Source organism: Cupriavidus sp. FW306-1B-F12B (genome assembly GCF_058781795.1).
Map to the genome: position 1 here is coordinate 254,517 of NZ_JBYSXC010000006.1, position 12,810 is coordinate 267,326.

The 12,810-nt window shown below is 65.9% G+C and carries 10 protein-coding genes; 3 read left to right on the top strand and 7 right to left on the bottom strand.

Annotated features, from left to right (window positions below):
* Nucleotides 1-97: 97 nt before the first annotated feature.
* Nucleotides 98-2,794 (bottom strand): aminopeptidase N, encoded by a 2,697-nt coding sequence (pepN, locus tag AC3WLE_RS13150; protein WP_492357345.1) that lies wholly within the window; start codon nucleotides 2,792-2,794, stop codon nucleotides 98-100.
* 270 nt (nucleotides 2,795-3,064) lie between these two features.
* On the opposite strand from pepN, the gene AC3WLE_RS13155 reads away from it, so the two are divergent.
* Nucleotides 3,065-3,688 carry a DUF4136 domain-containing protein gene (locus AC3WLE_RS13155; RefSeq protein ID WP_492320974.1) on the top strand — a complete coding sequence of 208 codons (624 nt, stop codon included), beginning with the start codon at nucleotides 3,065-3,067 and terminating at the stop codon, nucleotides 3,686-3,688.
* Nucleotides 3,689-4,029: 341 nt separating this feature from the next.
* Nucleotides 4,030-6,351 carry an NADP-dependent malic enzyme gene (locus tag AC3WLE_RS13160; RefSeq protein WP_010809179.1) on the top strand — a complete coding sequence of 774 codons (2,322 nt, stop codon included), beginning with the start codon at nucleotides 4,030-4,032 and terminating at the stop codon, nucleotides 6,349-6,351.
* A 106-nt stretch (nucleotides 6,352-6,457) separates the two neighbouring features.
* Here AC3WLE_RS13160 and AC3WLE_RS13165 read toward each other — a convergent pair whose 3' ends face one another.
* The 6 genes from AC3WLE_RS13165 to AC3WLE_RS13190 form a co-directional block, all read right to left on the bottom strand.
* Nucleotides 6,458-6,703: a hypothetical protein gene (locus AC3WLE_RS13165; protein ID WP_010809178.1), complete on the bottom strand. Its 246-nt coding sequence runs from the start codon at nucleotides 6,701-6,703 to the stop codon at nucleotides 6,458-6,460.
* Between the two features lie 240 nt (nucleotides 6,704-6,943).
* Nucleotides 6,944-8,011, bottom strand: a complete 1,068-nt coding sequence (locus AC3WLE_RS13170) for a porin (RefSeq protein ID WP_492320949.1) — start codon at nucleotides 8,009-8,011, stop codon at nucleotides 6,944-6,946.
* 180 nt (nucleotides 8,012-8,191) lie between these two features.
* Nucleotides 8,192-8,710 (bottom strand): 2-oxo-4-hydroxy-4-carboxy-5-ureidoimidazoline decarboxylase, encoded by a 519-nt coding sequence (uraD, locus tag AC3WLE_RS13175; protein WP_492340245.1) that lies wholly within the window; start codon nucleotides 8,708-8,710, stop codon nucleotides 8,192-8,194.
* Nucleotides 8,707-9,657 (bottom strand): allantoinase PuuE, encoded by a 951-nt coding sequence (gene puuE / locus AC3WLE_RS13180; RefSeq protein WP_492363578.1) that lies wholly within the window; start codon nucleotides 9,655-9,657, stop codon nucleotides 8,707-8,709. Before puuE ends, uraD begins: the two co-directional genes overlap by 4 nt.
* A 125-nt stretch (nucleotides 9,658-9,782) precedes the next feature.
* Nucleotides 9,783-11,189 (bottom strand): nucleobase:cation symporter-2 family protein, encoded by a 1,407-nt coding sequence (locus AC3WLE_RS13185; RefSeq protein WP_492320948.1) that lies wholly within the window; start codon nucleotides 11,187-11,189, stop codon nucleotides 9,783-9,785.
* Nucleotides 11,190-11,368: 179 nt separating this feature from the next.
* Nucleotides 11,369-12,139 (bottom strand): GntR family transcriptional regulator, encoded by a 771-nt coding sequence (locus AC3WLE_RS13190; protein ID WP_492320947.1) that lies wholly within the window; start codon nucleotides 12,137-12,139, stop codon nucleotides 11,369-11,371.
* Nucleotides 12,140-12,436: 297 nt separating this feature from the next.
* On the opposite strand from AC3WLE_RS13190, the gene uraH reads away from it, so the two are divergent.
* A complete protein-coding gene (gene uraH, locus AC3WLE_RS13195; protein WP_010809171.1) occupies nucleotides 12,437-12,790 on the top strand; it encodes a hydroxyisourate hydrolase in 354 nt (117 codons plus the stop codon).
* Nucleotides 12,791-12,810: the final 20 nt, after the last annotated feature.

The following is a 12,810-nucleotide window of genomic DNA, read 5'->3' on the forward strand; positions in this document are numbered from 1 at the left end:
GGTTGGTTCTCCTTGGATGGCCGCAATTCTACATGCCCGGCCGCGCTTGACCGGGCAAAGGGGGCGTTGGCGGGCCTCCTTGTGTCGTTCCCGCCGCTCAGGCGGCCAGCGCCTTGCCGACGATCTCGCGCACGTCGCGCGACAGCGTGCTGCTGGCGGCGACGCGTTCCAGTTCGGCGCGCATGCGGTCGCGCAGCGCCATTTCGTACTTCTGCCAGCGGTCCATCACCCGCGCCAGGCGCGCCGCCACTTGCGGGTTGATGGCGTCGAGCGCCAGCACCTGGTCGGCCCAGAAGCGGTAGCCCGAGCCGTCCTGGGCGTGGAACTGGGCCGGGTTGCCGGAGCAGAAGCTGAAGATCAGCGAACGCGCGCGGTTGGGGTTGCGCAGGTTGAAGGCGGGGTGCTCCATCAGCGCGAGCACGGTGTCGATGGTGCGCTTGCCGGCGTGCGGGCCGACTTCACCGCGCTGCATGCCTTGCAGCGAGAACCATTTGTCGATCACCAGCGGGTCGTCCTCGAAGCGCTCATAGAAGTCCGCCAGCGCGTGCTCGCGGCCGGGGGCGAAGCTGTTGACCAGCGCCGACAGCGCGGCGAAGCGGTCGGTCATGTTGTCGGCGTTCTGGTACTGCTGCTCGGCCAGCGCCTGCATCGCGGCATCGCCGCCGTCGGCCAGGTAGCCGAGCGCAAGGTTGCGCAGTGCGCGCCTGGCGGCGGAGGTGGCATCGGGCGAGTAGGCGCCCGGCGTGGCATTGCCCTCGTAGGCGGCGAGCCAGTCGGCCTGCAGCGCGCGCGCCAGGCCTTCGCGCATGAACTGGCGGGCGCGGTGGATGGCGGCGGGATCGGCCACGCCCATGCGCTCGGCCAGGTAGGCCTCGGCGGGCAGCACCAGCGCCTGTTCGCGGAAGGCGGGGTTGAGCGTGTCGTCGGTGAGCACGGCGCGCATGGCCTGCACCAGCGCGGGATCGAGCTTGAGCTCGCGCCCGGCCTGGACCTCGGCCACCAGCTGCAGCAGCGCGCGCGTGGCCAGGCGCTGGCCGGCTTCCCAGCGGTTGAAGGCATCGCTGTCGTGCGACAGCTGGAAGGTCAGCTGCGCGTCGGTGTACTCGGCATCGACGATCACCGGCGCCGAGAAGTTGCGCAGCAGCGAGGGCAGCGGGGCACTGGCGCCGCGCGGCAGGTTGATGAAGCGGAAGCTCTGCTCGGCCTGCGTGAAGTCGAGCACGCGCGTGGTCGTCCCGGGCGTGCTTTCGCCTTCGAGCTGCAGCGGCAGGTCCTTGCCGTCTGCGCCAAGCAGCCCGAGCGCGAACGGGATATGGAAGGGCTGCTTCTCGGGCGTGCCGGCGCGGGTCTCGATGCCGACCTTGGGGCAGCGCTGCGACAGCGTCAGCGTCAGGCTGCCGTCGTCGCCGTTCCAGTCCGTGCGCGCCGTCACCACCGGGGTGCCGGCCTGGCTGTACCACAGGCCGAACTGCGTCAGGTCGCGGCCGTTGGCATCGGCCATGGCCGCGCGGAAGTCGTCGCAGGTGACGGCCTGGCCGTCATGGCGCTGGAAGTACAGGTCCATGCCCTTGCGGAAGCCGTCGCGGCCGAGCAGGGTCTGGTACATGCGCACGACTTCGGCGCCTTTCTCGTACACGGTGACCGTGTAGAAGTTATTGATCTCTTCATAGCTGTCGGGGCGCACCGGGTGCGCCATCGGGCCGGCGTCCTCGGGGAACTGCACCTGGCGCAGCACGCGCACGTCCTCGATGCGCTTGACCGCACGGCCGGATTCCGAGCCCATCATGTCGGCCGAGAACTCCTGGTCGCGGAACACCGTCAGGCCTTCCTTGAGCGAAAGCTGGAACCAGTCGCGGCAGGTCACGCGGTTGCCGGTCCAGTTGTGGAAGTACTCATGGCCGACCACCGCCTCGATATTGGCGAAGTCGGTGTCGGTGGCGGTCTGCGCGTTGGCCAGCACGTACTTGGTGTTGAAGATGTTCAGGCCCTTGTTCTCCATTGCGCCCATGTTGAAGTCGCCCACGGCGACGATCATGAAGCGGTCCAGGTCCAGTTCCAGCCCGAAGCGGCGCTCGTCCCAGCGGATCGAATGGATCAGCGAATCCATGGCGTGGCGGGTCTTGTCGAGGTCGCGCGCCTCGACCCAGACCTGCAGCAGCTTGTCCTTGCCGGAGGCGGACTGGATCCGTTCCTCGATGCATTCGAGCTTGCCCGCGACCAGCGCGAACAGGTAGGCCGGCTTGCGGAACGGGTCTTCCCATACGGCTTCATGGCGGCCGTCGGGCAGTTCGCGCTGGCCCACCAGGTTGCCGTTGGACAGCAGCACCGGATAGGCGGCGCGGTCGGCGCGCAGCGTGACGCGGTAGGTCGCCATCACGTCGGGGCGGTCCAGGAAGTAGGTGATGCGGCGGAAGCCCTCGGCTTCGCACTGGCTGAAGAAGTTGCCGTTGGACACATACAGGCCCGACAGCGTGGTATTGGCCGCGGGCTGGCAAGCGGTGGTGATCTCCAGCGTGCCCTGCGCCGGCAGGCCGGGGATGGTCAGCGTGCCGGCATCCTGGGTCGCGTTGGCGACCGGCTTGCCGTCCAGGCTGACGCCGATCAGTTCGAGTTCCTCGCCGGCCAGCACCAGCGCTGCGTCGGGCGCGCCGGCCTGGCGCGCGAAGCGCAGCGTGCTGGTGACCACGGTGCGCTGGGGATCGAGGTCCAGCACCAGTTCGGCGTGGTCGATGGCGAACGGCGGCGGGGTATAGTCTTTGCGATAGACGGTAACGGGCGTGTCGGTGCGCAGCATGGAAAGATCCTGTCTTCGGAAGACCGTTAGGAAAGGGGGCGGGCCATGCGCGCGGCAGCGAAGCATGGCGCTGAAGTCCTCATTGTAGCCAAGGGGTCGGGGCGCGGCCCGGCGCAGCACGGCATCGGCAAGCTGCGGGGAATTCCGCGCCGGCGGCGTGGTCTCAGAGACACGTGGGTATTCAGCGGAAAGCGAGGTAGCACTATGTGGCAGCGCGCAGGCGGTGTCGGCAAGGCAGGAGCGGCGGGGCCGCGCAGGTGGTGGGGGGCGATGGCGTTGCTGGCGGCGCTGTTGCTGTCAGGGTGCGCCAGCACGGTGGTGACCGATGTCACGGCGTTCCGCCAGCCCGGCTGGCAGAACGATGCGCCGCGCACCTACAGCTTCGAGCGCAGCGCCGAGCAGGCGGCGCAGCTTGACCGCCAGACCTATGAGCAGTGGCTGGCCGCGGCGCTGGCGGAGATCGGCTTCGAGCAGGCGCCGGCGAAACAGGCGCGCTATCGCGTCAGCATGGACTTCGATGCCGCGCCCGGCATCGTGCGCGTGGCCGAGACCGTCTATCCGGACCCGTGGTACGGCCCGTGGGGCCCGTACTGGGGGCCTGGCTACTACCGCCCGTACGGGCCCTGGGGTCCGTGGGGCCCATGGGGGCCGGGCTACTGGCCGCCGCAGACCGTGGTGCGCGACATTCCGGTGACGTTCTCCAGCCTGCGGGTGTATTTCAGGGATGCGGCCAGCGGCAAGCGGGTCTACCAGGTCACCGCGCAGAACCAGACCGAGAACGGCAGCCTGCCTGCGGTCATGCCCTACCTGATCCGCAGCGCCTTTACCGACTTCCCGGCCGAGAGCGGCCGTCCGCGCCGGGTGACGCTCGAGGTCGAGAAAAACGCAAAGTAGGGCGGCCGGGGCCGGCCGCGCGGTCCCTGCCAGGCGATGCGTGCGGATGCATGCACGGGCATGCGTCTGCACCTGCATTGCATACGCAATGGTAAAAGCTGTTTAACTGGAATAATCCACCCAAAAAGCGGCCTGCAGGCGGGCTCTGGTGGTACTTTGCGCGGACACGTGGGCTAGAATGGTTGCTCGATTTTTCCGGCCTGTCTGCCGGGATCGCCAGTTTCGCTGCCAGGCGTTGTCCTTCGCTGCCGGCCCGTATCCTGAGATTTCTCGATCGGGGCTGAGCCGGATCTTGGCGGGAGAGGGGCGCTTCCGGTTCGGGCCATTTTCCGGACGAGCCAATGAGCAGCAAGAATAGCGGTGATGCACCGCAACATGCCCCGAACAGTCCTGAAGCGCAATTGCGCCTCGCCGCGCTGGAATACCACCGCAGCCCCACCAAGGGAAAGATCCAGGTAACCGCGACCAAGGCGCTGTCCAACCAGCGCGACCTGTCGCTGGCATATTCGCCGGGCGTGGCCTATGCCTGCGAGGAAATCGCCAAGGACCCCGCCACCGCCGCCGAGTACACCTCGCGCGCCAACCTGGTGGCCGTGGTCACCAACGGCACCGCCGTGCTGGGCCTGGGCGATATCGGCCCGCTGGCCGGCAAGCCGGTGATGGAGGGCAAGGGCTGCCTGTTCAAGAAGTTCGCCGGCATCGATGTGTTCGACATCGAGCTCGACGCGCGCGACCCGGACAAGATCGTCGAGATCGTTGCCGCGCTCGAGCCCACGCTGGGCGGCGTGAACCTGGAAGACATCAAGGCGCCGGAATGCTTCTACATCGAGCAGAAGCTGCGCGAGCGCATGAACATCCCCGTCTTCCACGACGACCAGCACGGCACCGCGATCATTTCTACCGCGGCGCTGCTCAATGGCCTGAAGGTGGTCGGCAAGGACGTCGCCAAGGTGAAGCTGGCCGTGTCCGGCGCCGGCGCGGCCGCCATTGCCTGCCTGGACACCATGGTCAGCCTCGGCGTGAAGCGCGAGAACATCTCGGTGGTGGACTCCAAGGGCGTGATCTATGTTGGCCGCGACGCCAACATGGAAGCCAACAAGGCGCGCTATGCGCAGGACACCTCGGCGCGCACGCTGGCTGACATCGTCAAGGACGCCGACGTCTTCCTGGGTTGCTCGACCGCCGGCGTGCTGACCGCCGAGATGGTCAAGACCATGGCCGACAAGCCCATCATCCTGGCGCTGGCCAACCCCGAGCCGGAAATCCGCCCGGAAGTGGCCAAGGCCGCGCGACCGGACTGCATCATCGCCACTGGCCGTTCGGACTACCCGAACCAGGTCAACAACGTGCTGTGCTTCCCGTACATCTTCCGCGGCGCGCTGGATTGCGGCGCGACCAAGATCACGGAAGCGATGAAGCTGGCCTGCGTCAAGGCCATCGCCGAGCTGGCCGAGGCCGAGCTGAACGACGCCGTTGCCGCCGCCTACGGCGGCCGTGAGCTGAAGTTCGGCCCGGACTACATCATCCCGACGCCGTTCGACCAGCGCCTGATCGAGAAGATCGCGCCGGCGGTGGCCAAGGCCGCGGAAGAATCCGGCGTGGCCACGCGCCCGATCAAGGATCTCGAGGCGTATCGCCAGCAGCTGTCCACCTATGTCTATCACACCGGCCTGATCATGAAGCCGGTGTTCTCGGCCGCCAAGGCCGCGCCCAAGCGTGTGGCCTACGCCGAGGGCGAGGAAGAGCGCGTGCTGCGTGCCGTGCAGACCGTGGTCGACGAAGGGCTGGCCCGCCCCACCCTGATCGGCCGCCCGCACGTGATCCAGATGCGCATCGAGAAGGCCGGCCTGCGCCTCAAGGCCGGGGTGGACTTCGATCTGGTCAATCCGGAAGAAGACCCGCGCTATCGCGCCTACCACGAGGCCTACCACGCGCTGCGCGGCCGCGACGGCGTGACGCCGGACATGGCCAAGGTGGCCCTGCGCCGCTCCAACACGCTGATCGGCGCCATGCTGATGCACATGGGCGATGCCGATGCGCTGCTGTGCGGCACGGTGGGCCGCTTCGAGGCACACCTCGAGCACGTGCGCGACGTGATCGGCCTGGCGCCGGGCGCCAAGGTGTTCGCCGCGATGAACGCGCTGATGCTCGAAAAGCATACGCTGTTCATCACCGACACCTTCGTCAACGACGATCCCACCGCCGACGAACTGGCCGCGATCACGCAACTGGCCGCTGAGGAAATCGCGCGTTTCGGCCTGGTTCCCAAGGTCGCGCTGATGTCGCACTCGATGTTCGGCTCTTCTACCCGTCCGTCGGCGCGCAAGATGCGCGAGGCCGCGGGGATTCTGGCCAAGGTGGCTCCGCACCTGGAAGTGGAAGGCGAGATGCAGGGCGACGCTGCCCTGGACGAAGACGTGCGCCGCCATTTCCTGCCGTCGACCAAGCTGGCCGGCAGCGCCAACCTGCTGGTGATGCCGACGCTGGACGCCGCCAATATCGCCTTCAACCTGCTCAAGATCACGGGCGGGCAGGGCGTCACGGTGGGCCCGATCCTGCTGGGCGCGGCCAAGCCGGTGCATATCCTGAACCCGCAGGCCACTACGCGCCGGATCGTCAACATGACGGCCGTGGCGGTGGCGGAGAGCAACGCGGTGCGCTGATGCGCTGAAAGGCGTGAGCCAATGTAAAAAGCCGGGTCTGATGATCCGGCTTTTTCTTTGATGGTGCCCCGCGGCAAGCGCGCAGGGCACGCTGCTGGTTCGGTGGCTATTGCAGCACGTTGTACTGCTCGCGCATTACGACAATGATCGACTTGGCCGCGGCGAGCTGCGTGCCCAGGTTGTCGACGGATTCTTGCGGGAAATCGACCTCGGCGCTCCAGTTGCATCCGGTATGGTCAGGCTGGTGCATTCGCACCGCGTGCAACTCGCATTCGCCGCACTCGGGGTTGTTGTCGAGGCACTGGTTCAGGATGGCCATCAGTTCGGAACGGGTCTTCGGATATCGCCGCATGAATCACCTCTCTAGGATCGTTTTTTGAGGCCTGGAACACCAATCTAGGTAGCGGGCGGGGGCCGTTCCAATTGAATCCGACTATGGAGCGCGGGCTTCCGATCCGGTGTGAAGCTTAGCAGGGAATGGCGCGCTGCAGCATTCCGGGGCAAAAGTCTTGCCTAAAGTGACGCGTGCGCGGCAATGAAAAAGCCCGCCGGGAAGGCGGGCTCCAGTGCTGCCGGTGAGGCGCTTACGCCATCAGAACTTGTGACGCATGCCCACGCCGAAGGTATCGCCGTGCTCGATGCCGGTGATCTTGTCGTAGTAGTAAGCGGCGTAGACGTCGGTGCGCTTGGACAGGTTGTAGTCGTAGGCGACGGCAAACGTGTTGCGCTTGAAGTCACCGATCGCGTTCTCGGTCTTGCCATAGGCGTAGGACGCCAGCACGTTGCCGGCACCGACCGGTACCGAGGCCCCGACCTGACCGTTGGTGTGCTTGATGTCGCCGCTGGCGGCCGTGCTGGCCTTGGTCTTGATGTACTGGCCCTGGGCGAACAGCTTGACCACCTTGAAGTCGTACGTGATGCCGCCCAGCACAGCGTCCTGGCGGCTCAGGCCTGCTACCGACAGGTCGTCGGGAACGGCGTTGAAGCGGACCTGCTGGAACGCGACGGTCGCGGCGAACGGCCCGTTGAAGTACATCAGGTTGCCGCCCCACTTGTTCTGGCCCGCGGCACCTGCCTTCTCGCCTGCCGAGTAGATCAGGTTCGCACTCAGGCCGCCGAAGTTCGGGGTGGAGTACAGCACCGAGTTGCTCCAGCCCGAGTCGCCGATGATGCCCGGATCCACCACGCCATTGCTGGCCGCACCGAAGTAGGTGTGGAAGATGGTCGGCGAGAACACGTACGAGTCGACCAGCGGGTTGAACAGGATGGTCGAGATGAAGTACGGGGTGGTGTTGCGGCCCAGCTTCAACGTACCCAGCTTGTCATTCTGCAGGCCGACGTACGCGTTGCGGCTGAACATCGAGTCGCCGGTGAAGCGGCCGCTGTTGCCGCTGTCCGTGCGGAAGAACCCGTTCAGGTCGAAGATGGCCTTGGTGCCGCCGCCCAGGTCTTCGGTGCCCTTGATGCCCCAGTAGGACGTCTGCATACCGCCCGAGTTGGCCACCCATGCGCGCTCGCCCGAACCCGGGCTCTTGACGCCGCCGATGAACATGTCAGCCTGGCCGTACAGCGTGACGCTGGACTGGGCCATGGCCGCACCGGAAAAAAGGGTAGCCGCTACTGCCGCCAGCTTTAGTGCCGGCTTGTACTGCTTCTGCATTGTTAGACCTCCGTGGTTTTTGATCCTGCTTGGAACGTTGTGTACTGGGTCCCTGTCGGGTTCTTCTAATGTCTTGGTGCTTTTATTCGTGCCGCCTGGCTTGGCTCGGTGAGGGGTGGTGCATGGGTGCCGGCGGCATCGGGTACAGCGTTTTTTGTTATACAGGTGACGCTTTTTTGCTCAGGCGGATACTAAGTCGTCAAGCCGGAACTGCGCAATGCGATGGATCTGGTTGATGCAAGTTTGCAACTCTTGCTGCGGCGTGTTTTCCAGTCGGCGCGCGAACTCCGCGATGATCCCGTGACGGTCGTAGCCGCGCACGGCCAGGATGAACGGGAAGCCGAACTTGTGGTTATAGGCCGCGTTGAGCGACTGCAGGCGGTCGAACTCCTCGGGCGTGCACAGGTTCAGGCCGGCGCCGCTTTGTTCGCGCGTGGATTCGGCGGTCAGCTCGCCGCGCACGGCGGCCTTGCCGGCCAGCTCCGGGTGGGCGCGCACCAGCTTGAGCTGGGCCGCCTCGCCCGCTTCATCGACCGCCTTGCGCAGTGCCTGCGCCAGCGCGGCGCCGTCGGCGAAGGGCCGCTGCGCGGCTGCGGTCTCGGCAAACCACGGCGAGTGTTCGTAGATGCCGCCCAGCACCTGCACGAACTCCGCGACAGGCATGGTGTTGAGTTGGGCGATGGTGTAGGTCTGGCTCATGCTTGGTTCCGGGGGGGGTAGGGGTGGGTATCGGCCCAGTGGCGGGCGATGTCGACACGGCGGCAGATCCACACCTTGTCGTGTCCCTGCACATAGTCGAGGAAGCGCTGCAGCGCGCGGAAGCGGCCCGGGCGGCCGAGCAGGCGGCAGTGCATGCCGATCGACAGCATCTTGGGGCTGTCCTGGCCGCTCGGGTCGCCTTCCTCGTACAGCACGTCGAACGCATCCTTCAGGTACTGGAAGAACTGTTCGCCGGTATTGAAGCCCTGCGGCGTGGCAAAGCGCATGTCGTTGGAGTCGAGCGTGTACGGCACCACCAGGTGTGGCTTCTTCTCGCCGCCGGTGACTTCGACCTCGGTCCAGAAGGGCAGGTCGTCGCCGTAGTAGTCCGAGTCGTACAGGAGGCCGCCGTGCTCCACCACCAGGCGGCGCGTGTTGGGGCTGTCGCGGCCGGTGTACCAGCCCAGCGGCAGTTCGCCGGTCAGGTCCTTGATGATCTGCATGCCGATGCGCATGTGCTCGCGCTCGGTGGCTTCGTCGATGCCCTGGTAGTGGATCCAGCGCCAGCCGTGGCAGGCGATCTCGTGGCCCAGTTCGACCAAGGCGCGGGTCAGTTCAGGATGGCGTTGCAGCGCCATCGACACGCCGAAGATGGTCAGCGGCAGGCCGCGCTTCTCGAACTCGCGCAGCAGGCGCCAGACGCCGGCGCGCGAGCCGTATTCGTAGATGCCCTCCATGCTCATGTGGCGGTCGGGGTAGGCCGCGGCGCCGACGATCTCGGAAAGGAACTGCTCGGAGGCGGCATCGCCGTGCAGCACGCAGTTTTCGCCGCCTTCTTCGTAGTTGAGCACGAACTGCAGCGCAACGCGCGCGCCGCCCGGCCAGCGGGCGTGCGGCGGCCGGGCACCATATCCGATGAGATCGCGTGGATAGTTATCTTTTGTCATGTGTCTTTGCTTGCTTCAGGAAAACGCCCGGCACCGCCGCGCCGCCCGCAAGCGCCGACCATCACGCAATGAACGTGCCAGTCGTGCCGGCGGCGGTGCCGGATACTTCGATACCGTTGCTTCAGTTACTCGGTGCCGTGCGAGTTGGCGGCGGCGTTGCGCATGGCCTCCTCGCGCGACTGGATGCCGTTGTAGAACAGGTTCAGCGCCACGGCCACGATCGTGCCCAGCACGATGCCGCTGTGGGTGAACGGACCGGTCCACTTCGGCAAGTACTGGAAGAAGGTCGGTGCCAGCGTCGGGATCATGCCGGCGCCGATCGAGATGGCGACGATGAACAGGTTGTGGCGGTTGCGGTTGAAATCGCACGAGCCCAGGATGCGGATGCCGGTGGCGGCCACCATGCCGAACATCACGATGCCGGCGCCGCCCAGCACGAACTGCGGCACCGAGGCCACCACGTGGGCCATCTTGGGGAACAGGCCGAAGGCGATCAGGATGATGCCGCCGGCAGCCGCCACGTAGCGCGAGCGCACGCCGGTCACCGTCACCAGGCCCACGTTCTGCGAGAACGAGGTGTACGGGAAGGTGTTGAAGATGCCGCCGATCACGGTGCCGAGGCCGTCGGCGCGCAGGCCGCGGGTCAGGTCCTCGTTGCTCAGCTTCTTGCCGGTGATGTCGGACAGCGCCAGGAACATGCCGGTGGACTCCACCAGCGTGATCAGCATGACGATGCACATCGACAGGATGGCGGTCACTTCGAAGGTCGGCATGCCGAAGTGCAGCGGCGTGATGACGGCGACGAAGCTGGCTTCATCCAGGCCTTCGAACGACACCTTGCCCATCGCCATCGCCACCAGCGTGCCGGCGATGATGCCCAGCAGCACTGCGCAGTTGGCCACCAGGCCGCGGCCGTACTTGGTCAGCAGCAGGATGATCAGCAGCGTCAGGCCGGCAATGCCGAGGTTGGCCAGGTCGCCGTAGGCGAGGTTGGGCACCTCCTTGACCACGCCGTCGATCACGGCACGGGTGGTGGGCTGGCCGCCGGCCGCCCAGTTGATGCCCACGCGCATCAGCGACACGCCGATCAGCGTGATCACCGTGCCGGTCACCACCGGCGGGAACAGCCCCAGCATGCGCCCCATCATCGGCGCGATCAGGATGCCGAATACCCCCGATGCGATCACCGCGCCATAGATGCCGAGCAGGCCGACATTGGGATCGGTGCCGATGGCGATCATCGGCGCCACCGAGGCGAAGGTCACGCCCATCATCACGGGGAGGCGGATGCCGAACTTCCAGAAACCAAAGGCCTGGATCAGCGTGGCCAGGCCCGCGGCGAACAGGTCGGCGTTGATCAGGAACGCCAGCTGGTCCTTGGGCAGCTTGAGCGCGCCACCAACGATCAGGGGCACGGCAACCGTGCCGGCGTACATCACCAGAACGTGCTGCAACCCGAGCGCGAGCAGGCGCCCGGAAGGCAAACGCTCGTTGGTGAGGTCCGTCGGGACCGTGGTGCTTGCGGAATTCATGGGTGCGTCTCCTCTCCTTTGGTTTGATGGGAACACCACTGCCATGGCCCCGGTCCTGGATCCCGGAAGGTCTCCGGACCGTTATCTGCCTGTCGTCTCAGCACTCTCGTCGGTGAGCCGGGTGCTGTTTGCCGACCGGGTCTGGCCTTGTAGTTGGGGGCAGGGGCGGGAACACCGTGCTAGGTGGAGCGGCCTAGTACGCTGCGAAGATCGAAGTTGCCCGGCTCGTCCGGCTGCACGCGGTCGGCGCAGGCGCCAAGGTGGTGCGCCATGCGCGACTGGGCCAGCGCGGCATTGCCCTGTTCGAGTGCGTCGAGAATCTCTTCGTGTTCATCGAACGAGCAGGCGTTGTTGCCCGGGGCTTCCACGCTGGCGATCATCAGCGTGGTGCGCGACACCAGCCGGCGCATCATGTTGACCAGCAGCGCATTGCCCGACAGTTCCGCCAGCGCCGTATGGAACTCGGCGGACAGGCGGATCCATTTGGGCCGGTCATGCGTGAGGAACGCCTGGCGCTCGCTGGCCACCATCTGGCGCAGCGGCGCGATCACGGCCTTGACGTCGGGCATGCCGGCAAGCTTTTCCAGCACCGCGCGTTCCAGCATCTGGCGCAGCTCGAACATGTCGTGCGCTTCGTCGGTGGAGGGGCTGGCGATAAAGGCGCCGCGGTTGGGTTCGAGATCGACCATGCCGTCGGCTGCCAGGTGCGACAGCACCTTGCGCACCGTGTGCCGCGCGGTGGCATAGATCTCGCAAAGGGAATGCTCGGTCAGCTTGGTGCGCGGCGGCAGCCGGTGCTCCATGATCGCGTCGTAGATCTCGTGATACATGCGCTCTTCGACCGAGCCCTTGCGTGCGGGCTTGGCGGGCTTGCCCGCTTGGATCTCGGTCAGCTCGGCGTCGGCCTTGGTTTCGGCGTTGGCGGCAATCAGCTTCAGGCTCTTGGACATCGTGGCACCAGCAGTCAGGCAGGGCACCGCAAATCCTGGACATCAGGCAGCGGTGATCCAAAAATTGTTGACAATTATTTGGTTACTGCTTCAATATTGTCAACAAAACCGACTCAGGTTTTCGACAACTCAGGGAAATCCCTGAATTGCCAACCGGGTAGTGCAGGCGCATTGTCGCCACGCACCACCCAGCGCCGGGATGCGTTACCAGACGTACCGAGCGGGCACCATTCCCACAAATGGTGCTAGTGAAGGCAGCGGCGCCCCTCACAACCCAATCGCCTAAGGAAAAACACGATGGGACGCTTGACCACACACGTACTTGACACCGCTGCCGGCACGCCCGGCAAGGGCATGTCGGTTACTCTTCATAAGATTGTCGACAATCGTCGCGAAACCCTGAAGACAGTCGTGACGAACCACGACGGCCGTTGCGACCAGCCGCTGCTGGAAGGCGCGGACTTCGCCGTTGGCGTGTACGAGCTGGAATTCGCCGCGGGCGACTACTTCCGCGCGCAAGGCACGCAGCTGCCCGAGCCGGCTTTCCTGGACGTGGTGCCCCTGCGCTTCGGCATTGCCGATGTCAACGCGCACTACCACGTGCCCCTCCTGGTCTCGCCCTGGTCGTACTCGACCTACCGCGGCAGCTGAAGCGGTGGCATAGGGAAACA